This window comes from Streptomyces sp. M-16 (genome assembly GCF_052114405.1).
Taxonomy (GTDB): domain Bacteria; phylum Actinomycetota; class Actinomycetes; order Streptomycetales; family Streptomycetaceae; genus Streptomyces.
Genome location: NZ_JBFRER010000015.1, coordinates 63,198 through 85,348 on the forward strand (window position 1 = coordinate 63,198; position 22,151 = coordinate 85,348).

The 22,151-nt window shown below is 73.8% G+C and carries 22 protein-coding genes; 11 read left to right on the plus strand and 11 right to left on the minus strand.

What is annotated here, in order from left to right; all coding sequences use genetic code 11:
• Positions 1-45: 45 nt before the first annotated feature.
• From AB4039_RS09910 to paaA, 5 genes are read right to left on the minus strand one after another with little or no spacing between them, the layout of a single operon-like run.
• On the minus strand, positions 46-1,182 hold the full coding sequence (locus AB4039_RS09910) for a 2Fe-2S iron-sulfur cluster-binding protein (RefSeq protein WP_442270517.1): 1,137 nt from the start codon (positions 1,180-1,182) through the stop codon (positions 46-48).
• Positions 1,183-1,686 carry a 1,2-phenylacetyl-CoA epoxidase subunit PaaD gene (gene paaD / locus AB4039_RS09915; protein WP_371677665.1) on the minus strand — a complete coding sequence of 168 codons (504 nt, stop codon included), beginning with the start codon at positions 1,684-1,686 and terminating at the stop codon, positions 1,183-1,185.
• Positions 1,680-2,414, minus strand: coding sequence for a 1,2-phenylacetyl-CoA epoxidase subunit PaaC (gene paaC / locus AB4039_RS09920; protein WP_266840264.1), 735 nt, complete (start codon positions 2,412-2,414; stop codon positions 1,680-1,682). The genes paaD and paaC overlap by 7 nt, the downstream gene beginning before the upstream one ends.
• On the minus strand, positions 2,411-2,695 hold the full coding sequence (paaB, locus tag AB4039_RS09925; protein WP_030225109.1) for a 1,2-phenylacetyl-CoA epoxidase subunit PaaB: 285 nt from the start codon (positions 2,693-2,695) through the stop codon (positions 2,411-2,413). Before paaB ends, paaC begins: the two co-directional genes overlap by 4 nt.
• Positions 2,692-3,696 carry a 1,2-phenylacetyl-CoA epoxidase subunit PaaA gene (gene paaA, locus AB4039_RS09930; RefSeq protein WP_266840262.1) on the minus strand — a complete coding sequence of 335 codons (1,005 nt, stop codon included), beginning with the start codon at positions 3,694-3,696 and terminating at the stop codon, positions 2,692-2,694. The genes paaB and paaA overlap by 4 nt, the downstream gene beginning before the upstream one ends.
• A 159-nt stretch (positions 3,697-3,855) precedes the next feature.
• Between paaA and AB4039_RS09935 the strand changes: the two genes are divergently transcribed.
• From AB4039_RS09935 to AB4039_RS09955, 5 genes are all read left to right on the plus strand, one after another.
• Positions 3,856-4,506, plus strand: a complete 651-nt coding sequence (locus AB4039_RS09935; protein ID WP_442270518.1) for a DUF5819 family protein — start codon at positions 3,856-3,858, stop codon at positions 4,504-4,506.
• Positions 4,494-5,939 (plus strand): HTTM domain-containing protein, encoded by a 1,446-nt coding sequence (locus AB4039_RS09940; protein WP_442270519.1) that lies wholly within the window; start codon positions 4,494-4,496, stop codon positions 5,937-5,939. Before AB4039_RS09935 ends, AB4039_RS09940 begins: the two co-directional genes overlap by 13 nt.
• Positions 5,940-5,949: 10 nt before the next feature.
• Positions 5,950-6,720 (plus strand): TrmH family RNA methyltransferase, encoded by a 771-nt coding sequence (locus tag AB4039_RS09945; protein WP_442270520.1) that lies wholly within the window; start codon positions 5,950-5,952, stop codon positions 6,718-6,720.
• A 557-nt stretch (positions 6,721-7,277) separates the two neighbouring features.
• The gene (locus AB4039_RS09950; RefSeq protein WP_442270521.1) at positions 7,278-7,568 is read left to right on the plus strand and encodes a hypothetical protein; all 291 of its coding nucleotides are present in this window, start codon (positions 7,278-7,280) and stop codon (positions 7,566-7,568) included.
• Positions 7,565-8,314, plus strand: a complete 750-nt coding sequence (locus AB4039_RS09955) for a Crp/Fnr family transcriptional regulator (RefSeq protein WP_266840256.1) — start codon at positions 7,565-7,567, stop codon at positions 8,312-8,314. The genes AB4039_RS09950 and AB4039_RS09955 overlap by 4 nt, the downstream gene beginning before the upstream one ends.
• A gap of 81 nt (positions 8,315-8,395) precedes the next feature.
• Here the strand turns inward: AB4039_RS09955 and paaN are convergent, their stop codons facing one another.
• Positions 8,396-10,078, minus strand: coding sequence for a phenylacetic acid degradation protein PaaN (gene paaN, locus AB4039_RS09960; protein WP_266840255.1), 1,683 nt, complete (start codon positions 10,076-10,078; stop codon positions 8,396-8,398).
• A gap of 168 nt (positions 10,079-10,246) precedes the next feature.
• On the opposite strand from paaN, the gene AB4039_RS09965 reads away from it, so the two are divergent.
• From AB4039_RS09965 to AB4039_RS09975, 3 genes are read left to right on the plus strand one after another with little or no spacing between them, the layout of a single operon-like run.
• Positions 10,247-11,785: a 3-hydroxyacyl-CoA dehydrogenase gene (locus AB4039_RS09965; RefSeq protein ID WP_442270522.1), complete on the plus strand. Its 1,539-nt coding sequence runs from the start codon at positions 10,247-10,249 to the stop codon at positions 11,783-11,785.
• Positions 11,782-12,369 carry a TetR/AcrR family transcriptional regulator gene (locus AB4039_RS09970; RefSeq protein ID WP_266840252.1) on the plus strand — a complete coding sequence of 196 codons (588 nt, stop codon included), beginning with the start codon at positions 11,782-11,784 and terminating at the stop codon, positions 12,367-12,369. The genes AB4039_RS09965 and AB4039_RS09970 overlap by 4 nt, the downstream gene beginning before the upstream one ends.
• A gap of 42 nt (positions 12,370-12,411) precedes the next feature.
• Entirely contained in the window at positions 12,412-13,059 is a 648-nt protein-coding gene (locus AB4039_RS09975; RefSeq protein WP_442270523.1) for a barstar family protein, read from the plus strand.
• Here the strand turns inward: AB4039_RS09975 and AB4039_RS09980 are convergent.
• Positions 13,028-13,591, minus strand: coding sequence for an Lrp/AsnC family transcriptional regulator (locus AB4039_RS09980; protein WP_266841749.1), 564 nt, complete (start codon positions 13,589-13,591; stop codon positions 13,028-13,030). The genes AB4039_RS09975 and AB4039_RS09980 overlap by 32 nt on opposite strands.
• 192 nt (positions 13,592-13,783) lie before the next feature.
• Here AB4039_RS09980 and pdhA point away from each other — a divergent pair, with 192 nt between their 5' ends.
• Genes pdhA through AB4039_RS09995 form a run of 3 tightly spaced genes read left to right on the plus strand, consistent with a single transcriptional unit; the run spans position 13,784 to position 17,246 of the window.
• On the plus strand, positions 13,784-14,920 hold the full coding sequence (gene pdhA / locus AB4039_RS09985; protein WP_373913325.1) for a pyruvate dehydrogenase (acetyl-transferring) E1 component subunit alpha: 1,137 nt from the start codon (positions 13,784-13,786) through the stop codon (positions 14,918-14,920).
• Positions 14,917-15,924, plus strand: coding sequence for an alpha-ketoacid dehydrogenase subunit beta (locus AB4039_RS09990; RefSeq protein WP_266840248.1), 1,008 nt, complete (start codon positions 14,917-14,919; stop codon positions 15,922-15,924). The genes pdhA and AB4039_RS09990 overlap by 4 nt, the downstream gene beginning before the upstream one ends.
• A complete protein-coding gene (locus AB4039_RS09995; RefSeq protein WP_442270524.1) occupies positions 15,924-17,246 on the plus strand; it encodes a dihydrolipoamide acetyltransferase family protein in 1,323 nt (440 codons plus the stop codon). The genes AB4039_RS09990 and AB4039_RS09995 overlap by 1 nt, the downstream gene beginning before the upstream one ends.
• A 172-nt stretch (positions 17,247-17,418) precedes the next feature.
• Here the strand turns inward: AB4039_RS09995 and AB4039_RS10000 are convergent, their stop codons facing one another.
• The 4 genes from AB4039_RS10000 to AB4039_RS10015 are packed head-to-tail and all read right to left on the minus strand — an operon-like array spanning position 17,419 to position 21,700.
• Complete coding sequence (locus tag AB4039_RS10000) at positions 17,419-18,396, minus strand: NAD(P)H-quinone oxidoreductase (protein ID WP_442270525.1); 978 nt, start codon at positions 18,394-18,396, stop codon at positions 17,419-17,421.
• A 60-nt stretch (positions 18,397-18,456) separates the two neighbouring features.
• On the minus strand, positions 18,457-19,557 hold the full coding sequence (locus tag AB4039_RS10005; RefSeq protein WP_266840245.1) for a potassium channel family protein: 1,101 nt from the start codon (positions 19,555-19,557) through the stop codon (positions 18,457-18,459).
• Positions 19,545-20,828, minus strand: a complete 1,284-nt coding sequence (locus AB4039_RS10010) for a molybdopterin molybdotransferase MoeA (protein ID WP_442270526.1) — start codon at positions 20,826-20,828, stop codon at positions 19,545-19,547. Before AB4039_RS10010 ends, AB4039_RS10005 begins: the two co-directional genes overlap by 13 nt.
• A complete protein-coding gene (locus AB4039_RS10015) occupies positions 20,825-21,700 on the minus strand; it encodes an NTP transferase domain-containing protein (protein ID WP_266840242.1) in 876 nt (291 codons plus the stop codon). The genes AB4039_RS10010 and AB4039_RS10015 overlap by 4 nt, the downstream gene beginning before the upstream one ends.
• Between the last annotated feature and the right edge of the window lie 451 nt (positions 21,701-22,151).

Sequence of the window (22,151 nt, forward strand, 5' to 3'; positions counted from 1 at the left end):
AAAAACACAGCCCGGTGAGGGATCCGGCGGCGGGGGCGGGGAGGGTCAGCGGTCGAAGTCGATCTCGACTTCCTCGGAGACCGCGTGGGACTGGCAGGCCAGCACGAACCCGGCCTCGGTCTCCTCCTCCTCCAGCGCGAAGTTGCGGTCCATCCGCACCTCGCCCGTGACGAGGAACGCCCGGCAGGTGCCGCAGACCCCGCCCTTGCAGGCGTACGGGGCGTCCGCGCGGCCCCGCAGCACGGCGTCCAGCAGGGACTCGCCCTCCTGGACCGGCCAGGTGCCGGAGCGGCCGTCGAGCCGGGCGGTGACCCGGCCGTGGGCGGGCGCCGCGGTGGTCCGGGCCGGGCCCGCGGGTGTGGTGTCCTCGACGTGGAAGACCTCCTCGTGCACCCGCGTCCGGACGACGCCGAGGGCGCCCAGGGCCCGCTCCGCGCCCTCCACCAGTCCGTACGGCCCGCACAGGTACCAGCCGGTGACCTCGGAGACCGGCAGCAGCGCCGGCAGCAGGGACGTCAGCCGTGCCTCGTCGAGGCGGCCGGAGGGCAGACCGGCTTCCTGCTCCTCGCGGGAGAGCGCGGTGACCAGCTGGAAGCGGTCGGGGTACCGGTCCTTGAGGTCGGCGACCTCCTCCAGGAACATCGTCGACGCGGCCGTGCGGTCGCCGCGCACCAGGCAGAAGCGGGCGTCGGGCCGGGCCGCCAGCAGGGTGGCGGCGATCGACAGGACCGGGGTGATGCCGCTGCCGCCGACGATCGCCGCGTAGTGCGCGCCGGCCGGGGCGCCGGCCGGGTCCAGGATGAACCGTCCGGCCGGGACCATCACGTCCAGCACGTCCCCGGCGGCGATCTCCTTGTGCGCGAAGGTGGAGAACTCGCCGCCCTCCACCAGCCGCACGCCCACCCGCAGCACCGCCGGGCCCGGGCCGTCGGCGGCCGGGGCGGGGGAGCAGATCGAATAGGTGCGGCGGACCTCCGCGCCCTCGGTGGCGGTGCGGCGCAGCGTCAGGTGCTGGCCGGGAGCGTGCCGGTACTCGGCGCGCAGCTCCTCGGGGACGGACAGGGTCAGCGCCACCGAGTCGTCCGTCAGCCGGTCGACCGCGGCCACCGTCAGCGGGTGGAACGCGCCGTGGCGCGCGGGGCGCGCGCTGCCGGCGGACGCCGGGGGCACTGACACGGCCATCTACAGCTCCTTGAAGTGGTCGAACGGTTCGCGGCAGGCCACGCAGCGGCGCAGCGCCTTGCACGCGGTGGAGGAGAAGCGGCTGAGCAGCTCGGTGTCGGTGGATCCGCAGTTCGGGCAGCGGACCGACAGGGTGAGCGGCACCGCTCCGCCGGCCGAGTGCGGTCGGGGCGGGGCGATGCCGAACTCGGCCAGCTTGCGGCGGCCCTCGGCCGTGATGTCGTCCGTCGACCAGGCGGGGGACAGGACGGTCGTCACGCGGACGTCGGGTATGCCGTGGCCGGTCAGGGCCCGCTCGATGTCGGCGGACATGGCCTCGATGGCCGGGCAGCCGGTGTAGGTGGGCGTGAGGGTGACCTCCACGTGCCCGTCCTCGTGCATCCGGACGCCGCGCATGACGCCCAGCTCGGCGAGGGTGAGCACCGGCAGCTCCGGGTCGGGCACGGAGCCCGCCAGCTCGGCCAGCTCCGCCTCCAGACGGGTCTGCGCGGCGGCGGTCACCACGACGCCCCCGGGTGGCTGCGGTGCAGGTGCTGCATCTCCGCGAGCAGCCGCCCGAACGGTTCGGTGTGCAGGCCCTGCCGGCCCGCCCCGGCGGCCCAGGCGCCCGTACGGGGCCCCTCGGGCAGGGCCAGGCCGGCCCGGTCCAGTACGGAGCCCAGGGCGGCCAGCCAGCGGGTCTCCAGGGCGGCCGGGTCGACGTCCAGGCCCTCGACCGGCTGGAACATCTCCCCGGTGAACTTCCACAGGGCGTCCAGCGCGGCCCGCATCCGGGACCGGCTCTCCTCGGTGCCGTCGCCGAGCCGCAGCGTCCACTGCTCGGCGTGGTCCCGGTGGTAGGCGGTCTCCTTCACGGCCTTGGCCGCCAGCGGGGCGAACGGGCCGCTCCCGGCGGCGAGTTCCCCGTACAGCTCGTGCTGGTAGAGGGAGAAGTAGAGCTGCCGGGCGATGGTGTGCGCGAAGTCGCCGTTGGGCTGCTCGACCAGCTGGAGGTTGCGGAAGGACCGCTCCTCGCGCAGGAAGGCCAGCTCGTCCTCGTCGCCCGCCATGGACAGCAGGATGCGGGCCTGTCCGAGCAGGTCGAGCGCGATGTTGGCGAGCGCGACCTCCTCCTCCAGGACGGGGGCGTGGCCCGCCCACTCGCCGAGGCGGTGGGAGAGGATCAGCGCGTCGTCGCCGAGGGCCAGGACGGCCGCGGTGGCGGTGGTGCTCTCGGTGCCGGTGCTGCTCACAGGTGACGCACCCCCTCGGGGATCTCGTAGAAGGTGGGGTGCCGGTAGGGCTTGTCGGCGGACGGGGCGAAGAACGGGTCCCGCTCGTCCGGGGAGGAGGCGACGATCTCGGTGGAGGGCACGACCCAGATCGAGATGCCCTCGCCGCGCCGCGTGTAGAGGTCGCGGGCGTTGCGCAGGGCCATCTCCGCGTCGGGGGCGTGCAGGCTGCCCGCGTGCGTGTGCGAGAGGCCGCGGCGCGAGCGCACGAACACCTCCCACAGGGGCCAGTTCTGCGTCATGCCTGTACCTCTCGTCCGGTGCTGGTGTGCTTCTCGGCGTACGCCGAGGCCGCGTCGCGGACCCAGGCGCCTTCCTCGTGCGCCGTGCGCCGCTGGTTGATCCGCTGTTCGTTGCAGGGGCCGTTGCCCTTGAGGACGTCCCAGAACTCGGCCCAGTCGATGGCGCCGAAGTCGTGGTGGCCGCGCTCCTCGTTCCACTTGATGTCCGGGTCGGGCAGGGTCAGGCCCAGCGACTCGGCCTGGGGGACGGCGATGTCGACGAAGCGCTGGCGCAGCTCGTCGTTGGAGTGCCGCTTGATCCGCCAGGCCATCGACTGCGCCGAGTGCGCCGACTCGTCGTCCGGCGGGCCGAACATCATGAGCGAGGGCCACCACCAGCGGTCGACGGCGTCCTGGGCCATGGCGTGCTGGGCCTCGGTGCCCCGGGAGAGGGCGAGGAGCAGCTCGTACCCCTGGCGCTGGTGGAAGGACTCCTCCTTGCAGATCCGGACCATCGCGCGGGCGTAGGGGCCGTAGGAGCAGCGGCAGATCGGCACCTGGTTGGTGATCGCCGCGCCGTCCACGAGCCAGCCGATGGCGCCGACGTCCGCCCAGGTCAGGGTGGGGTAGTTGAAGATCGAGGAGTACTTCTGCTTCCCCGAGTGCAGCTTGTCGAGGAGCTCGTCGCGGCTGGTGCCGAGGGTTTCGGCGGCGCTGTAGAGGTAGAGGCCGTGGCCGGCCTCGTCCTGCACCTTGGCCATCAGGATCGCCTTGCGGCGCAGGGAGGGCGCGCGGGTGATCCAGTTGGCCTCGGGCTGCATGCCGATGATCTCGGAGTGGGCGTGCTGGGCCATCTGGCGGACCAGCGAGGCGCGGTACTCGTCGGGCATCCAGTCGCGCGGTTCCACCCGCTCCTCCGCCGCCACGGCGGCGTCGAAGGACGCCCGCAGCTGATCCGCGAGGTCCCCGGACCGCGCGTCCGCTGTGCTTGACGTGCCCGTTTCCGGGGTCACTGCGACCATCCCGGCCCCCTGTCAGAGTGTGCCGTCCGCCCGACCGACCGATCGTTCGGTTCATCCGCTTCAATGGTGAGACGGCGGCCCGTAGGGTGTCAACCTCTGTGGGCAACCCTGTGGACGCCGGATGATCGGGGCGGGATGGATTCGAGAGAGCACAAGCCCGTGGAAGGAGCCCCTCCGGGGCCGCGGAAGGCGCCGCCCCGGGCGCCCGGGATCGCCGGGCTGTCCGCCCCGTACCGCGTCCTCGCGGCCCTCGTCCTCGCGGCCGTGTCCGTCGCCGCCTGCACCCACCTGGCGCTCGTCTTCCTGCACGTCGCCCCGTCCAACACGGTCAGCAAGCGGAACGCGGCGCTGATCGACGGCTGGATCTACCCCGAGTTCGAACAGAACTGGAAGCTCTTCGCCCCCAACCCCCTCCAGCAGAACATCGCCGTCGAGGTCCGCGCCCAGGTCCGCACCGAGGGTGGCGGGCTCGTCACCAGCGGCTGGCGCGACCTGTCCGCCGAGGACGGCGCGGCCATCCGGCACAATCCGCTGCCGAGCCACACCGAGCAGAACGAGCTCCGCCGGGCCTGGGACTTCTTCACCGGCTCCCACGACGACGACAACAAGCCGACCGGCGAGCGCGGCGCGCTGTCCGAGGAGTACCTGCGGCGCATCGCGCTGGAGCGGCTCGTCCCCGTCTACCGCGACGGCCGGATCCTGCGCGTCCAGCTGCGCTCGGCGACGCGGTCCGTACCCGCGCCGAGCTGGAGCGACGAGAAGACCGACACCCAGACGTACTACCGGGAGCTGCCGTGGTGGACCGTGTGAGACGGGCGCTCGCGAAGGTCACCGGGGAGGCACTGGGGCCCTACCAGAGCGCCGTGGTCCGCATCGGCTTCGCCGGGACCTGGCTGGTCTTCCTCCTGCGCGAGTTCCCGAACCGGCACCAGCTCTACGGGCCCGACGGGCCGTGGAGCTGGCGGCTGGCGGAGCGGCTGGTGGCCTCCAACGACGCCTTCACCGTGCTGATGTGGTCGCGCTCCACCTTCTGGTTCGAGCTCGTCTACGCCGTCGCCGTGCTCGCGAGCGCGCTGCTGCTGCTGGGCTGGCGGACCCGGGCGACGTCCGTCGTCTTCATGGTCGGCGTGCTGTCGCTGCAGAACCGCAGCGTGTTCATGGGCGACGGCGGGGACAACGTCATCCACCTCATGGCCGTCTACCTGGTCCTGACGCGCTGCGCGCAGGTGTGGTCGCTCGACGCGCGGCGGGCCCGTCTGCGGGGCTCGGCCTCGGCCGGAGCGGCGGGGCCGGTGCTCTGGGGGGTGCTGGGCGCGGTCCTCGCGTACGGGGCGGTGACCGGACGCCTGGGCGGCGGCTGGCTCGCGGCCTTCGCGGCGCTGTGGGCGGGGCCGGCGCTGTGGTGGGTGGCCGACCGGCACGAGCGGTCGGGAGGAGGCCCGGGAGGGGCGGGCGGCGAGGCGCCCGGCGAGGAGGCCGGGCAAGCGCCTGGCGAGGTGGCCGGTGAGGTGCCCGGCGAAGGTGGCGGAGAGGCGGCCGGCCGGGGTGACGGGGAGCGGGCCGCGCGGCGGGCCGGCGAGGGGCGGGCCTTCCTCGACGTGCTGGCGAACCTGCTGCACAACGCCGGAATGCTGGTCATCATGGCCGAGGTGTGCCTGATCTACGCGACGGCCGGCTGGTACAAGATCCAGGGCTCGCGGTGGCAGGACGGGACCGCGCTGTACTACCCCCTCCGGCTGGACTACTTCGCGCCGTGGCCGGAGCTGTCGGACGTGCTCGCGGGGAGCGGGGTGATGGTGATGCTGCTGTCGTACGGGACGGTGGCCGTGCAGGTGGCGTTTCCGTTCACGCTGTTCAACCGCCGGGTCAAGAACGTGCTGCTGGCGCTGATGATGCTGGAGCACGCGGGGATCGCGGTGCTGCTGGGCCTTCCGTTCTTCTCGCTGGCGATGATCGCCGCCGACGCGGTGTTCCTGCCGACGGGGTTCCTGGTGTGGGTGGGGTCGAGGGTCGGGCGGGGCCGGTCCCCCGCCCGCCCCCGGCCCGTTCGCCGGGCCGCGCCCGGACCGCGGGGGCCCCGCCCCCTGACCCCTGCGCCCCTGACCCCTGCGCCCCTGACCCCTGCGCCCCTGACCCCTGCGCCCCTGACCCCTGCGCCCCTGACCCCTGCGCCCCGGACGCCGGCGGGGCCGGAACCGGTGGAGCGTGACGGCGCGGTCGGGCCGGGCGGCGCGGGCTCGTAAGGTCGGCGGTATGAGTGAGCAGCGGGAATTCGGTGAGGCCGGCCGGGAGTGGCGGGAAGCGGTCGGGCGGGACGGGGTGGTGCTGCTCGACGGGTTCCACGCCCTGAAGCACGCCCTGCGCTTCGGGGCCGAGGTGCTGGTGGCCGTCGCCGACGACCCCGCCGCCGTACGGGCGCTCGCCGACGGCCTGGCCCCCGACGTGGCCCCCGAGGTGGCCCGGCTGGTGCGGCCCGCCGCGCTCAAGGAGCTGCTCCCCCGCGTGCACCCCACCGGGGTCGCCGCCCTCGCCGTGCGCCCCGACCGGGACGCCGGACGGGCGGCCCTCGCCAGGACCCCCCGCCCGGCTCCGATCGTCCTGCTCGACAACCCGCGCAACCTCGGCAACGTCGGGGCGGTCGTCCGTCTCGCGGCCGGTTTCGGCGCCACCGGCGTGGTGACCCGTGGCGACCTCGACCCGTGGCACCCCAACGTGGTCCGGGCCGGGGCGGGACTGCACTACGCCACCACCGTGGATCGGATGGAGCTGGAGGAGCTGCCCTCCGGGCCGGTGTACGCGCTCGACCCGGAGGGTGAGGACATCCGTTCCCTCACGCTCCCGGACGACGCCCTGCTCGCCTTCGGGTCGGAACGCCACGGCATCTCGCCGGAGCTGCGCGCCCGCGCCGACCAGCTGGTGTCCCTGCCGATGCGCCCGCAGGTCTCCAGCTACAACCTGGCCACCAGCGTGGCCATGACCCTCTTCCACTGGGGCGGGCCCCACCAGGGTGTTACGGGCCGGTAGCGCATGGCCGGAAAAGGCGCACGAGGGTGACGTCGGGCGGGTCCGGGGGGCCACCCCGGAAGCTCCGCCCGACCGCTGCGCTGCACCTACCAGGCTCAACTCAGCTCGACGTATCTAACGACAGGGCCCCGGCGAAGATTCCCTCACCTTAGGGAGAGGGTGCGGTAACGGCCAGGAAATTCCCCAGAGCTGGGGCATGTACCGGCGTTCGAGTACGCATTTCGACACTCCGGTGGCCGGAATTGCGTGTACGGCGCCGTGGAATTCAGGAAGTGGTCCCGGCACTCGGTGACAGGCCGGCGGGTGGCCGTCCGGGCGCCCGGGAGGGTCCGAAGACCGGACAACATGTGCGCCCACCTGGGGGCAAGTCGCCCGGAAATCAAACAGGATGATCGATTCCGTGATCATAGGGAGACGTTACGTGATGACCGGTGGCGTCCGTTATTCTCCCTTCGGAGTACATGGGCTGCGCTCTCGCCAAGCGCTTCTTGCCCGCGCCTGCCAAAAAGCTGCACCTACCAATCAAATTGAATCAGCAAAGTAAAAGGGATGCTCATATGCTTCTCCTCAGCGCTGTCATGATCACCGGCCTGGTGGCTGCCGTTCTCGGGGTCGCCGTCTGGCGCCTCACCTCCACCCCGCGCTGGATCCCCGCCGTCATCGGCTCGATCGGCGGAGTCCTGCTCGCGCTGCCCCCCGTCTTCGCCTCGCTGCAGCCGGCCGCCCCGCGCCCGGCCGCTCCGGAGGCCTACGCGACCCTCGCGCCCGCCGCCCCCCGGGTGCCCGTCGCTCCCCCGCTGTCGCCGGCGCAGCCGGGCGGTGCCGGCACGAGTACGACCGTCCTGTGACCCCCGCCCGTCGCTTCAAGCGGCACGAACTGGGCTTCGGCGACTACCCGTTCTTCCGGTCGCTGAGCACCGAGCTGTGTCAGGAGATCTTCCAGGCGTCCCGCGTCCGCCAGTACGGGCGCGGGGCGCGCATCCGGGGCATGACGGTCCGGGGCGGGGACTCGGTGCACATCGTCCTCAACGACACCGGCATCGTGTCGGAGGAGCTCGTGCACCACGAGGCGTCGACGCTGCGCTTCCGGCACCAGGGCCACGTCCTCGGCGACCTCGACGTCTTCGCCTCGTCCAGGGCGCCCCTCGCCATGGCGCTGACGACCACGGTCACGATGGCCGTGCCGATGAACGTGATGCGGTCGATGGTGGGCAAGCACCCCACCCTCATGCGGGCGGTGAGCGTGGCGATCACGGAGCGCCTGCGCACCGGCGACCGGGTCTACGGGATGTTCGCGCGGCCCGCCGAACAGCGCCTGTGCGGGCTCTTCCTGGAGCTGCTGGACAAGTCCGGCTTCATGACGGAGGACGGCTACCGGGTCGAGGGGCCCTCGCAGCTGGATCTGGCCCAGGCGCTCATGCTCTCCCGCGCCACCGTCGAGAACGCGCTGCGCTCGCTGCGCGCCAAGCAGGTGGTGAGGACCTCGTACCGCTCCTACACCTTCCCCGACCTGAAGCTCCTGGAGAAGGTCGAGGCGTCCGGAGCGGCCACCGCCGCCGCCTCCACCGCCGCGGGCTCCGCGGAGTGTGCCTGAGGCGGCCCCGGCCGGCCCCGGGGCCACGGACCCGGGCCCCGGAGCAGGGCCGCGGGCGGTGACCGCGGGGCCGTCGGCGGGCTACGCCTGGCGGCGGACCTCCACCACGCGGAAGCGGTTCGAGACGAAGGCGCCGTCACAAAGGGCCGCGTTCGCCGCGGGGTTGCCGCCCGAGCCGTGGAAGTCGGAGAAGGCCGCGGTCTGGTTGACGTAGACCCCGCCCGTGAGGTTGAGGGACAGCTGCGCCGACTCCTCCAGGCAGACCTCCTCGATGGCCCGCTCGGTGTCCGGGGAGGTGGTGTACGCGCCCACCGTCATCGCGCCCTTCTCCCGCACCGTGCGGCGCAGCAGGTCGAGGGCGTCCGCCGTGGAGTCGACGGCCACGGCGAAGGAGACGGGACCGAAGCACTCCGAGAGGTACGCGGCCTCCGGGTCGGGCTTGGAGGCGTCCAGCTTGACCATCACCGGGGTGCGGACGACCGCGTCCGGGAACTCGGGGTTGACCACCTCGCGGGAGGCGAGGGCGACCTCGCCCAGCCCGGCGGCGGCCTCCAGGCGGGACTTGACGTCCGGGTTGACCAGGGCGCCCAGCAGCGCGTTGGCGCGGGCGTCGTCGCCCAGCAGGCCGCCGACGGAGGCCGCGAGGTCGGCGACGACCTCGTCGTACGTCTTGTGCCCGGCGTCCGTCCCGATGCCGTCCCGCGGGATCAGCAGGTTCTGCGGGGTGGTGCACATCTGGCCGCTGTAGAGGGACAGCGAGAAGGCCAGGTTCGACAGCATCCCCTTGTAGTCGGAGGTCGAGTCGATGAGGACGGTGTTGACGCCCGCCTTCTCCGTGTAGACCTGCGCCTGGCGGGCGTGGGTCTCCAGCCAGTCGCCGAACTCGGTGGACCCGGTGTAGTCGATCAGCTTGATCTCCGGGCGGACCGCGAGGGTCTTGGCGATGCCCTCGCCCGGCCGCTCGACCGCGAGGGCCACCAGGTTCGGGTCGAAGCCCGCCTCGGCGAGGACCTCGCGGGCCACCTTCACGGTCAGCGCCAGCGGGAGCACGGCGCGCGGGTGCGGCTTGACCAGGACGGCGTTGCCGGTGGCCAGGGAGGCGAACAGGCCCGGGTAGCCGTTCCAGGTGGGGAAGGTGTTGCAGCCGATCATCAGGGCGATCCCGCGCGGGACCGCCGTGAAGGTCTTGCCGAGCTCCAGCGGGTCGCGCTTGCCCTGCGGCTTCGACCAGTCGGCCTGCCCCGGGACGCGGGTCTGCTCCTCGTAGGCGTAGGCGACGGCCTCCAGGCCGCGGTCCTGGGCGTGGGGGCCGCCCGCCTGGAAGGCCATCATGAAGGCCTGGCCGCTGGTGTGCATGACCGCGTGCGCGAACTCGTGGGTGCGGGCGGAGATGCGGGCGAGGATCTCGACGGAGACCAGGGCGCGGGTCTCGGGACCGGCGTCCCGCCAGGCGGCGATGCCGGCCTTCATGGCGGGCAGCAGCACGTCGGGGTCGACGTGGGGGTACTCCACGCCCAGTTCCGGGCCGTACGGGGACACCTCGCCGCCCGTCCAGCCGTCGGTGCCGGGCTGGTCGAGGTCGAAGCGGGTGCCGCGGACGGCCTCGAAGGCGGCGAGGCCGTCGGCCGGGGCGGTCTCCCCGTAGGCCTTGGGGTGCTCGGGGTGCGGGGACCAGTAGGCCCGGCTTCGGATGGCGGCGAGCGCCTGATCCAGGGTGTTCCGGTGCTTCTCGGTCAGCTGGGTGAGGGTGAGCTCGGCGGCCATCAGGGACCAACTCCTCGTTGAGCCGGGCAGGATCAGGCTGGTTCGCAGGCTGAGATCGATGCGGGGGCGGGTGAAGAAGAGCAGACTGGAGCTAGAGTAACCGAACGATCGGTCGGGACAAGAGGGCCCGGCGGACCTGTGGACAACCCGGTGCGGGAGGATCAGGACATGACAGCAATCGAGCGGTCCGGCACTGTGGCGGTCATCGGCGCCGGAACCATGGGACAGGGCATCGCCCAGGTGGCCCTTCTCGCAGGTCACCGCGTGCTGATCCACGACATCGACCACGACCTCGCCGCCGCCGGGGCCGCCCTCGTGCGCGAGCGCGTCGAGCGACTGGCCGCGAAGGGCCGCCTGGATCGCGCCGAGGCCGACGACGCGATCGGCCGGATCGGTGCGGCCGAGGGCCTCGCCGCCCTCGCGGACGCGGCGCTCGTCATCGAGGCGGTCGTCGAGGACGTCTCCGTCAAGCGGGCGCTCTTCGCCTCGGTCGAAGGGGTGGTCGCGCCGGACGCCCTGCTGGCGACCAACACCTCCTCGCTCTCCGTCACCGAACTCGCCGCCGGCCTCGCCCACCCCGGCCGCTTCCTCGGCCTGCACTTCTTCAACCCGGCCCCGCTGCTCCCGCTCGTCGAGGTGGTGAGCGGTTCCGCGACCGCGCCGGCCGCCGCCGAGCGCGCGTACGAAACGGTCCTGAGCTGGGGGAAGACGCCGGTCCGCTGTGCCGACACCCCCGGCTTCATCGTCAACCGGATCGCCCGCCCCTTCTACGCCGAGGCCTTCGCGGTGTACGAGGAGCAGGGCGCCGACCCGGCCACCATCGACGCCGTCCTGCGCGAGAGCGGCGGCTTCAAGATGGGTCCCTTCCAGCTGACCGACCTGATCGGCCAGGACGTCAACGAGGCCGTCACCCGGTCCGTCTGGGAGTCGTTCTTCCGGAGCCCCAAGTTCACCCCCTCGCTCGCGCAGCGCCGGCTGGTCCAGTCGGGCCGCCTCGGCCGCAAGTCCGGGCACGGCTGGTTCCCGTACGGGGAGGGCGCCGAGGTGCCCGCGCCGCACACGGCCGGCCCCGAGGAGGCGCCGGACAAGGTCACGATCGTCGGCGACCTCGGTCCGGCGGCGGAGCTGGCGGAGCTCCTGGAGGAGGCCGGGATCGCGGTGACGGCCACCGGCCACGGGGGTCCGTACATCCAGCTGCCCGGGGAGGGCCAGCTGGTGCTCGCGGACGGCAAGACCGCGGTCGAGTTCGCCGACGTCGTCTACTTCGACCTGGCGCTCGACTACCGCGGCGCCACCCGGATCGCGCTCTCCGCCAGCGAGGACACCACCGAGCGGACCCTCGCCGAGGCGGTCGGCCTCTTCCAGCGGCTCGGCAAGCAGGTCTCCGTCATCGGCGACGTCCCGGGCATGATCGTCGCCCGGACGGTCGCGATGCTGATCGACCTCACCGCCGACGCCCTGGCGCGCGGCGTGGCCACCGCCGAGGACATCGACACCGCGATGCGACTCGGCGTCAACTACCCGCTGGGCCCGGCCGAATGGCACGACCGGCTCGGCCGCGACTGGGCGTACGACCTGCTGCACCACCTGGACGAGCGCTGTCCGGGCGGCCGCTACGCGCCCTCGCTGGCCCTGTTCAAGCTCGGGTACGCGGACGGCGGGGACGACGAGGCGGACGAGGCGGACGAGGCGGAGGAGACCGGATGACCACCGCGAGGCGGGACACGTACACCCCGGAGACGCTGCTGACCGTCGCGGTCCAGGTCTTCAACGAGCGCGGCTACGACGGCACCTCCATGGAGCACCTCTCCAAGGCCGCGGGCATCTCCAAGTCCTCCATCTACCACCACGTCGCGGGCAAGGAGGAGCTGCTGCGCCGGGCCGTCAGCCGGGCCCTGGACGGGCTCTTCGCGGTCCTGGAGGAGCCCGGGGCGGTACGGGGGTCCGCGGTCGCGCGCGTCGAGTACGTCACGCGCCGGACGGTCGAGGTACTGGTCGGCGAGCTGCCGTACGTCACCCTCCTGCTGCGGGTGCGCGGCAACACCCGGACCGAGCGCTGGGCCCTGGAGCGGCGCCGCGAGTTCGACCACCAGGTGGCCGAACTGCTCAAGGCCGCCGCGGCCGACGGCGACCTGCGCGCGGACGTCGACATCCGGCTGGCCACCCGCCTGCTCTTCGGCATGGTGAACTCCCTGGTCGAGTGGTACCGCCCGCACCCGGGAACCACCCCGGACCAGCTGGCCGACGCCGTGGTCAGCATGGCCCTGGACGGGCTGCGCACGGCGCGGTAATCCGTGTGCGCGCGGCCCTCCGGGGCTGCGAGCATGCGGTGCGTGAGCCCGTATTCCGCCCCGCCGCTGCCCACCCTGACCGGACGCAGGTCGCCCTGGGTCACCTTCACCTCCGCGGCCGACCCCTGGGTCGCCGCCGCCGGGGCGGAGCTGCGGGCCGGCGGCGGGATCGTCCTGCGCCTGGACGGCGGTCAGCTGCACGAGGCGGGCTGTGCGCACCGGGCGTTCGCCCGTGAGCTGGGCTTCCCCGGCTACTACGGGCACAACTGGGACGCCATGGTGGACTGCCTCGGCGACTGGCACGGGCCCGGCCACGGCAAGCAGGACGTCGCGGTGCTGATCGACGGCGCGGACCCGCTGCTGGACGCGGAGTTCCTGGGCATCTTCGTGTGGGCACTGGCCGCCGGGGCGTGGCGGGCCAACTTCATGGTCGACGCCGACGGGGACCCGTACCCGCGCGAGTACGGCACGCCCTTCGCCCTGCACTTCGTCTTCCTGCTGGACCGCACCCCGCCGGGGGCGTTCGCCGTGGCGGTGGCCGCCGCGGATCCCGATCTGGCGGTGGCGGTGGTCGACGGGCGGCTGGTCGTGACGCTGACGGACGCGCAGTGGCCGGGCGGGGACCCCGTATGGCCGCCCGTCGGGCAGGGGAACGCGCTCAGTCCTCGCCGATCGGCGGGGGCGGCGTGACGGGGGGCTGGTTCGGGCCCTGGTCCAGGAGGTCCGTTTCCTCGAAGACCAGCAGGGTGCGGGTGGAGAGCACCTCCGGGATGGCCTGGAGGCGGGTGAGGACCAGTTCGCGCAGGGTCCGGTTGTCCGGGGTGTGGACCAGCAGGAGGACGTCGAAATCCCCGCTGACCAGGGCGATGTGGGCCGCGCCCGGGAGCTCGCGCAGCTGCTCGCGCACCGTCCGCCAGGAGTTCTGGACGATCTTCAGGGTGATATAGGCGGAAGCGCCCTGACCTGCGCGTTCGTGGTTCACGCGGGCGGTGAACCCCCGGATCACCCCGTCGTCGATCAGCCGGTTGATCCGGGCGTAGGCATTGGCCCGGGAGACGTGCACCTGCTCGGCCACCGAACGTATCGACGCGCGGCCGTCCGCCTGGAGCAGCCGCATGATCGACCGGTCGATCGGATCCAGGGGACGCGGCGGGACAGCCGGTACCGGTGTGCCCCCCGGGGCGCTCCCCGGCGGGACCGGTGCGGAGCCCGCTCCGGCCATTTGTTCATCCGGCATTGGCCACTGCCTCCCTCTCCTGGACGTCCTGCACCCATCCCAGGGGTCCGCCGCCACTTTGTCCACAGCCTGGAGCCGCCTGTAGCCAAATTGCGTCGGCGACCGAACAATCGGTAGGTGAGGCGCCTCACACCCGAGGCGTCCCTGCCCGCTTCCCACGAGGAGGTGTACGCCGCCATGACGGTCCAAGAGCTGCCCGGTGCCGGTGCGTCCCACCGTGCCACCCCGCCGCCCGCCTGGAGGCCCCGTACGGAGGCCGCCCCGCTGCTTCCGGACCCCGAGCCCTACCGGGTGCTGGGCACCGAGGCGGCCGCCGGCCTCGACCCCGAGCTGATGCGCCGGTACTACGCCGAGCTGGTGCGCGGCCGCCGCTACAACGCGCAGGCCACCGCACTGACCCGGCAGGGCCGTCTCGCCGTGTACCCCTCCACCGTCGGGCAGGAAGCCGCAGAGATCGCGGCCGCGCTGGTCCTGGAGGAGCAGGACTGGCTCTTCCCGAGCTACCGGGACACCCTCGCGGCCGTGGCCCGCGGGCTGGACCCCGTACAGGCGCTGACGCTGCTGCGCGGCGACTGGCACACCGGGTACGACCCGCGCGAGCACCGGATCGCCCCCCTGTGCACCCCGCTCGCCACCCAGCTGCCGCACGCGGTGGGCCTGGCGCACGCCGCCCGCCTGCGCGGGGACGAGGTCGTCGCGCTGGCCATGATCGGCGACGGCGGCACCAGCGAGGGCGACTTCCACGAGGCGCTGAACTTCGCGGCCGTCTGGCAGGCCCCGGTGGTCTTCCTGGTCCAGAACAACGGCTTCGCGATATCCGTCCCCCTCGCCAAGCAGACGGCCGCCCCGACCCTGGCCCACAAGGCCGTGGGCTACGGGATGCCCGGCCGGCTGGTCGACGGGAACGACGTCGCCGCCCTCCACGAGGTCCTCACCGAGGCCGTTCAGCGGGCGCGCGCCGGCGGCGGGCCGACCCTGATCGAGGCCGTCACGTACCGGATGGAGGCCCACACGAACGCCGACGACGCGACCCGCTACCGCTCGGACGCCGAGGTGGAGGCCTGGAAGGCGCACGATCCGGTGCAGCTGCTGGAGAACGAGCTGACCGCCCGCGGGATCCTCGACGAGCAGGGCATCCAGGAGGCCCGCGACGCCGCCGAGGCGATGGCGGCGACCCTCCGCGAGGGGATGAACGCCGACCCGGTCCTCGACCCGATGGACCTCTTCGCACACGTCTACGCGGAGCAGACCGGCCGGCTGCGCGAGCAGGCGGACCAGCTGCGCGCCGAACTGGAAGCCGAGGGCGACGCATGAGCACGGTGACCCGGCCCGGGGTCAAGCCCGCGACGATGGCCCAGGCGCTGACCCGGGCCATGCGCGACGCGATGGCCGAGGACCCGACCGTCCACGTCATGGGCGAGGACGTCGGCGCGCTCGGCGGGGTCTTCAGGATCACCGACGGGCTCGTGAAGGAGTTCGGCGAGGACCGCGTGACGGACACCCCGCTCGCCGAGGCCGGAATCCTCGGCGCGGCGGTGGGCATGGCCATGTACGGGCTGCGGCCGGTCGTGGAGATGCAGTTCGACGCGTTCGCGTACCCGGCCTTCGAGCAGCTCATCTCGCACGTCGCGAAGATGCGCAACCGCACCCGGGGCGCGATGCCGCTGCCGATCACCATCCGGGTGCCGTACGGCGGCGGCATCGGCGGCGTCGAGCACCACTGCGACTCCTCCGAGGCGTACTACACGGCCACCCCCGGCCTCCACGTGGTGACCCCGGCGACCGTCGAGGACGCGTACGGGCTGCTGCGCGCGTCCATCGCGAGCGACGACCCGGTGGTCTTCCTGGAGCCCAAGCGGCTCTACTGGTCGAAGGCGCAGTGGTCGCCGGAGGCCCCGGCGGCGGTCCCGGGCATCGGGAAGGCCCTGGTCCGGCGGACGGGCACGAGCGCGACCCTGATCACCTACGGTCCTTCGGTGCCGGTCTGCCTGGAGGCGGCCGAGGCGGCCCGCGAGGAGGGCTGGGACCTGGAGGTCGTCGACCTGCGCTCGCTGGTTCCCTTCGACGAGGAGACCGTCGTGGCCGCCGTGCGCCGGACGGGGCGTGCGGTCGTGGTCCACGAGGCGGCCGGCTTCGGCGGGCCCGGGGCGGAGATCGCCGCGCGGGTGGCCGAGCGGTGCTTCCACCACCTGGAGGCGCCGGTGCTGCGGGTGACGGGCTTCGACATCCCGTATCCGCCGCCGATGCTGGAGAAGCACCACCTGCCGGGAGTGGACCGGATCCTGGACGCCGTGGCCCGGCTGCAGTGGGAGAACTGATGCCGCAGGTACTGGAGTTCAAGCTGCCCGACCTCGGTGAGGGGCTGACCGAGGCGGAGATCGTGCGCTGGCTGGTGGCCGTGGGCGACGTCGTCGAGATCGACCAGCCGGTGGTGGAGGTGGAGACCGCCAAGGCGATGGTCGAGGTGCCGTGCCCCTACGGGGGCGTGGTCACCGCGCGCTTCGGCGAGGAGGGTACGGAGCTTCCGGTGGGGGCTCCGCTGATCACCGTCGCGGTGGGGTCGGTGACGGAGCCGGAGGCCGAGGCGTCGGACGCGCCGTCGGGGTCCGGGAACGTGCTCGTCGGGTACGGCACCGACCACTCGCGGCCGGCGCGGCGGCGCAGGATCCGGCCGGGTGCGGGTGCGGGTGCGGGTGCGGGTGCCGGTGCCGGTGCTGGTGCTGCTGTGGCGCCGGTCGTGGCACCGGTCGCGGTGGCCGTGGCGCCGGCCGGGCCGGTGGCGGTGATCTCGCCGCTGGTGCGCAAGCTGGCCCGGGACAACGGCATCGACCTGCGGGCGCTGCGCGGGAGCGGGCCCGAGGGCCTGATCCTGCGGGCCGACGTGGAGGCGGCGCTGCGTCCGGCGGCCCCCGCGGCGGCTCCGGTTCCCGTGGCGGCGGCCGCCGCCGCCCAGGGCGAGCGGATCCCCCTCAAGGGGCTGCGCGGCGCCGTGGCGGAGAAGCTGTCGCGCAGTCGGCGCGAGATCCCCGAGGCGACCTGCTGGGTCGACGCGGACGCCACCGAACTGATGGCGGCCCGGGCCGCGATGAACGCGGTGGACGGACCCAAGATCTCGGTGCTCGCCCTGCTGGCCCGGATCTGCACGGCCGCACTGGCCAAGTACCCCGAGCTGAACTCCACCGTGGACCTCGCGGCGAACGAGATCGTCCGGCTCCCGGCCGTGCACCTCGGCTTCGCCGCGCAGACCGAGCGCGGGCTGATGGTCCCGGTCGTCCGGGACGCCCAGACGCGCAGCCCCGAGTCCCTGTCGGCGGAGTTCGCGCGGCTGACGGAGCTGGCGCGGGCGGGCAAGCTGGCGCCGGCGGACCTCACCGGCGGCACGTTCACCCTGAACAACTACGGGGTGTTCGGGGTCGACGGCTCCACGCCGATCATCAACCACCCCGAGGCGGCGATGCTCGGAGTGGGCCGGATCATCCCCAAGCCGTGGGTGTACCGCGGTGAGCTGGCCGTGCGTCAGGTCGTCCAGCTGTCCCTGACGTTCGACCACCGGGTGTGCGACGGCGGCGCCGCGGGCGGGTTCCTGCGGTACGTGGCCGACTGCGTGGAGAACCCGGCGGTGCTCCTCAGGGGGCTGTAGGAGTCGAGCCGGCCCGCGGCCGTTGCCGTGGGCCGGTCCGGGCCGGTGGGGGGCGCCGCTGCGCGGGGACGTCCCCGACCCGCCTCCGCCCGTTCCCCCGGGCTCCGCCCCGGGCTTCGCACGTGCCCGGGGCGCCCCGGGCACGCCGGGCCGGGGTCAGGTGGTCAGGTGGTCAGGTGGTCAGGAGGAGCTTGCCCACGTGGGTGCTGGACTCCAGGACGCGGTGGGCCTCGGCGGCCTCCCGCATCGGGTAGGTCGCGTGGACCACCGGACGGACGCGGCCCGAGGCGATCAGGGGCCACACGTGCTCCCGTACGGCGGCCACGATGGCCGCCTTCTCCTCCAGCGGCCGGGTCCGCAGCGAGGTCGCCGTGATCGCCGCCCGCTTCGCCAGCAGCGCGCCCAGGTTCACCTCGGCCTTCACCCCGCCCTGGAGCCCGATGATCGCGAGGCGGCCGTTCACGGCCAGCGCGTCCAGGTTCCGCGCCAGGTACTTCGCGCCCATGATGTCCAGGATCACGTCCGCCCCGGCCCCGCCCGTCGCGGCCCGCACCTCCTCCACGAAGTCCTGCTCGCGGTAGTCCACCAGGACGTCCGCGCCCAGCTCCGCGCAGCGGTCCAGCTTCTCCTTGCCGCCCGCCGTGACCGCCACCCGCGCCCCGACGGCCTTGCCCAGCTGGATCGCCATGGTGCCGATCCCGCAGGACCCGCCGTGCACCAGCAGGGTCTCGCCGGGACGCAGCCCGGCGACCATGAACACGTTGGACCACACGGTGCAGACGACCTCGGGCAGCGCGGCGGCCGCCACCAGGTCGACCCCGGCGGGCACCGGCAGCAGCTGACCCACCGGGACGGCCACGCGTTCCGCGTACCCGCCGCCGGACAGCAGCGCGCACACCTCGTCGCCCACCGACCAGCCGGACACCCCCGGCCCCAGGGCGACGATCCGCCCGGAACACTCCAGGCCCGGGTGGCGCGAAGCGCCGGGCGGAGGATCGTAGAACCCCTGCCGCTGAAGGACGTCGGCGCGGTTCACGGCGCTCGCCGCGACCTCGACGAGCACCTGCCCCTCGCCCGCCACCGGATCGGGTACCTCGGCCCAGACGAGGGCCTCGGGGCCGCCGGGCTGCTCGATGGTGATCGCATGCATGGCCCGGAATCTACGCGACCCGGCGCGCCCCGCCCAGTAGGGTCCGGGCCGACGCCCCGGTCAGTCCGGCGGGCCGAGCGTGACGTGATGGGCCGTCGGAGGCGCGGCCCGCACGATGGTGATCAGTCGGTCCGTCAGCTGGAGCGGGCTCGCGTGCGGGTCGTCGTAGGCGAGGAGCCGGTGCCCGCGCAGCACGCTGACCACCAGGTCCTCCGTCTCCCGTACCCCGCGCCCGACTTCGGCCTTCCGGACGGGCCGTTCGATCAGGTCCAGGCCGCTGCCCTGGTGGATCAGGTCCTCCATCACGGTGCCCGCGCTCGGACTCAGCACGGACAGGCCCAGGAGCCGTCCGGCCGCGCTCGCGCTGGTGATGACCGCGTCCGCGCCGGACTGCTTCAGCAGCGGGGCGTTCTCCTCCTCACGGACCGCCGCGACGATCTTCGCCCCGCGGTTGAGCTGGCGGGCCGTCAGCGTCACCAGCACCGCCGTGTCGTCGCGCTGCGTGGCGATGACGATCTGACGGGCCTTCTGGACCTCGGCCCGCAACAGGACGTCGGAGCGGGTGGCATCGCCGACGACCCCCGTGAGCCCCTCCGCGTTGGCGGTGTCGATCACCTTGGCGCTGGGGTCGACGATGACGATCTGCTCCCTCTGGAGGCCGGTCGCCAGCAGCGTCTGCAGGGCCGAGCGGCCCTTGGTGCCGAAGCCGACGACGACCGTGTGCTCACGCAAGTTCTTCCTCCAGCGGCGCAGCCGCCACTCTTCGCGGGTGCGTTCCGTCAGCACCTCCAGCGTGGTGCCGACCAGGATGATCAGGAACAGCACGCGCAGCGGGGTGATCAGCAGGATGTTGATCAGCCGTGCGCTGTCGCTGTACGGGACGATGTCGCCGTAGCCCGTCGTCGACAGGGTCACGGTCGCGTAGTAGAAGCAGTCGAGGAGGTCGACCTCCTCGTTGGCGTTGTCGTGGTAGCCGCCGCGGTCGAGCCAGACGATCAGGACCGTCAGCAACAGCACGCACAGCGCCATCAGAAGCCGCTTCGCGACCTGCCGCAGCGGCTTCTCGACCACACGGTTGGGGAGCTTGATCCGGCGCGAGACGAGCTTCTCGTCCGCGTCCCGGGCCATGGCGTCGTCGCCGTGCAGTTTCACGTGAAACATCCCCCCGAGGCCCAGGGCAGGTCGAGGACCTCCACGTCCTGCCCGGACCGCACGCCGTGCGGGGGTACGACGGCCAGTGCGTCGGCGGCGGCCACTCCGCGGAGCATCGCCGGGCCGTTGTAGTGCAGCGGTACGGCGTGCTCGTCGGTCAGCAGGACCGGCACCAGCCGGGTGTCGTACGGGTGGCCGTGTACGTCGCCCTCGACGGACACCGTGTACCGGGGCCGCTGGCGGCGGCCGGCGAGGGCCCGCAGCAGCGGCTCGGCGAGGGTCAGCAGCCCGGAGACCGCGGCCAGGGGATTGCCGGGCAGCCCGACCACGTGACGGCCGTCGGTCCGGTCGCCCAGGCGGGCCAGCAGCATCGGATGCCCCGGCCGCACGGCCACCCCGTCGACGAGCAGCTCGGCCCCGGCGCGCTCCAGGACGGGGTGCACGTGGTCGACGGGGCCCGAGGCGGTGCCGCCGGTGGTGACGACCAGGTCGGCGGTGGATCCGGTGACCGCGGCGAGCAGGGCCTCGGCCCCGTCCGGGTCGTCGCCGAGCCGGCGCGTGCCGATGACCTCGGCGCCGAGCCGGGTCAGCCACGGCCCGAGCATGGGGCTGAGGGCGTCCCGGATCAGGCCGTCGTGGGGAAGGCCCTCGGTGAGGAGCTCGTCGCCCAGCACCAGGACCTCGACCCGGGGGCGGGGCCGGGTCAGGAGTTCGTCGTAACCGGCGGCCGCGGCGAGGCCGAGGACGGCCGGGGTGACGAGGGAGCCCGCGGGCAGCAGGAGGTCGCCGGAGCGGCATTCCTGGCCGCGCGGGCGGATGTCCTGTCCGGTGCTGACGGGCCGGGCGGGGTACAGCTGGGTGCCGGACTCGCGGGCGTGCTCGCTGCGGATGACGGCGCTGGTGTCGGTGGGGATCCGGGCGCCGGTGGCGATCCGGACGGCCTCGCCGTCGGCGAGGGGAGCGGGCGGCTCGGCCCCGGCCAGGACCCCCTCGCCGGGGCGGATGTTCCAGGGGCCGGGTCCGGCGACGGCCCAGCCGTCCATGGCGGACGTGTCGAAGGAGGGCAGGTCGCCGAGGGCGTCGAGGGGTGCGGCCAGCACCTCGCCGTGCGCGTCCGCGAGGGCGACCCGGTGCGTGCGGGCGCGGACGCCCGTGCCGGCCCGGGCGGCGGTCTCCCGGGCGCGCTGCCAGGGCGCGGCGCGGTGGCCGCCGCCGTCGGGGGTGCGGCTGACCAGCGCAAGGGCCTCGTCCAGGGCGTTGTCGGCGTCGGTACGGGTCATCCGGAGCCGTTCTCCTCGGGGTGTGGGGGCTGGGCCTCGGCGGCCCAGCGCAGGGCCAGTTCGGCGGCCTTGCGGGAGGCTTCGGCCACGGCCTGGGCGGGGTCGGCACCCGCTGCCTCCGCGCGCGCGGCCGCGTAGCCGACCAGGAAGGTCGTCAGCGGGGCGGCGGGCCGGGCGACGCCGTGGGCGGCGTCACGGGCGACGTCGAGCAGGGTGGTGATGTCGACGTCGACGTCGATGCCGAGTTCGTTCTTGGCGGCGGTGATCCATTGCTCCAGCACGCTTCCATGCTCCCTGATCCGGGCACGGGCCGCCGCCAGGTCTTCCCAGGTGTCGCAGTCGAAGGAGGCGAGGGGTTCGGCCGCGGTGACGGTGGCCAGCCGCAGTTCGGCGGTGAGCGCGCGCAGCGGGAGGCCGCCGAGGTGGCCGTGCTCGGCGGCGAGCAGGGCCGCCTCGCGGCGCAGCGGTTCGGCGCGGTACGCGGCGACCAGGGGCTGGTCGCGGCCCTCGGGGTCCCTCAGCAGGGCCCCGTCGCCGGAGCCGGCGGACGCGGCGGTGAGCAGGGCCCGGACGGTGCCCCGGTCGAGGAAGGGCAGGTCGGCGGAGAGTACGAGGACCAGCTCGGCGGTGGTCGCCCGCAGCCCGGCGTCCAGCGCGGCCACGGGGCCGCCGCCGGGCGGGTCCTCCAGGGCCCAGCGGACGGGGCGTGCGGTGGGCCTGCGGGGGCCGACCACGACGGTGGCGGTGGCGTCCGCGCAGGCGGCCAGGACGCGGTCGAGGAGGGAACGGCCGCCGACGGGGAGGGCGGGCTTGTCGGCCCCGCCGAGCCGCCGGGCGGCGCCGCCGGCCAGGACGATGGCGTCGTAGGTCATGCCCCGAGTATGCGGCGGGCCGGCCGGGGGCGAAGGGGGGGCGCTTACGCGTGATGTACGCGGAGCCGGGGTGTGCCGGGTTCCGGGGCGTGCCGGGTTCCGGGGTGTGCCGGGTTCCGGGGCGTGCCGGGTTCCGGGAGCCGGGCGCCCGGTGCGGGACGCCCCGGCACGGGCCCGCTCCCTCACGCCGGCCGGGCCGGGTGGCCCTCGGTGCCGTCGGGGCCGGACGCCGTGCGGGCCGTTCCCGCACCTTCGTGCCGACCGGGCGGGGCGCCGCGCGGGCCGTTCCCGCGCTGTGCCGCGCGGCGCCGCCCGAGTGGGCCGGCGGGCGTGAAGCGGGCCGGTCCGCGGCCGGCTTGGTGTGCCGGGACGGGTCGAAAGGTCCAGCCGGTCGGCCGTGTCGGCCGCGCGGGGCGTTGCGGCGCCTTCGTGTCTTCCGGACCGGCCGGGC

Bases quoted from the DNA above. Each gene is read 5' to 3' on its own strand.
- AB4039_RS09910 (WP_442270517.1), bottom strand. From the start codon at position 1,182: ATGGCCGTGTCAGTGCCCCCGGCGTCCGCCGGCAGCGCGCGCCCCGCG.
- paaB (WP_030225109.1), bottom strand. From the start codon at position 2,695: ATGACGCAGAACTGGCCCCTGTGGGAGGTGTTCGTGCGCTCGCGCCGC.
- paaA (WP_266840262.1), bottom strand. From the start codon at position 3,696: ATGGTCGCAGTGACCCCGGAAACGGGCACGTCAAGCACAGCGGACGCG.
- AB4039_RS09945 (WP_442270520.1), top strand. From the start codon at position 5,950: ATGAGTGAGCAGCGGGAATTCGGTGAGGCCGGCCGGGAGTGGCGGGAA.
- AB4039_RS09950 (WP_442270521.1), top strand. From the start codon at position 7,278: ATGCTTCTCCTCAGCGCTGTCATGATCACCGGCCTGGTGGCTGCCGTT.
- paaN (WP_266840255.1), bottom strand. From the start codon at position 10,078: ATGGCCGCCGAGCTCACCCTCACCCAGCTGACCGAGAAGCACCGGAAC.
- AB4039_RS09965 (WP_442270522.1), top strand. From the start codon at position 10,247: ATGACAGCAATCGAGCGGTCCGGCACTGTGGCGGTCATCGGCGCCGGA.
- AB4039_RS09970 (WP_266840252.1), top strand. From the start codon at position 11,782: ATGACCACCGCGAGGCGGGACACGTACACCCCGGAGACGCTGCTGACC.
- AB4039_RS09980 (WP_266841749.1), bottom strand. From the start codon at position 13,591: ATGGCCGGAGCGGGCTCCGCACCGGTCCCGCCGGGGAGCGCCCCGGGG.
- pdhA (WP_373913325.1), top strand. From the start codon at position 13,784: ATGACGGTCCAAGAGCTGCCCGGTGCCGGTGCGTCCCACCGTGCCACC.
- AB4039_RS09990 (WP_266840248.1), top strand. From the start codon at position 14,917: ATGAGCACGGTGACCCGGCCCGGGGTCAAGCCCGCGACGATGGCCCAG.
- AB4039_RS09995 (WP_442270524.1), top strand. From the start codon at position 15,924: ATGCCGCAGGTACTGGAGTTCAAGCTGCCCGACCTCGGTGAGGGGCTG.
- AB4039_RS10000 (WP_442270525.1), bottom strand. From the start codon at position 18,396: ATGCATGCGATCACCATCGAGCAGCCCGGCGGCCCCGAGGCCCTCGTC.
- AB4039_RS10005 (WP_266840245.1), bottom strand. From the start codon at position 19,557: ATGTTTCACGTGAAACTGCACGGCGACGACGCCATGGCCCGGGACGCG.
- AB4039_RS10010 (WP_442270526.1), bottom strand. From the start codon at position 20,828: ATGACCCGTACCGACGCCGACAACGCCCTGGACGAGGCCCTTGCGCTG.
- AB4039_RS10015 (WP_266840242.1), bottom strand. From the start codon at position 21,700: ATGACCTACGACGCCATCGTCCTGGCCGGCGGCGCCGCCCGGCGGCTC.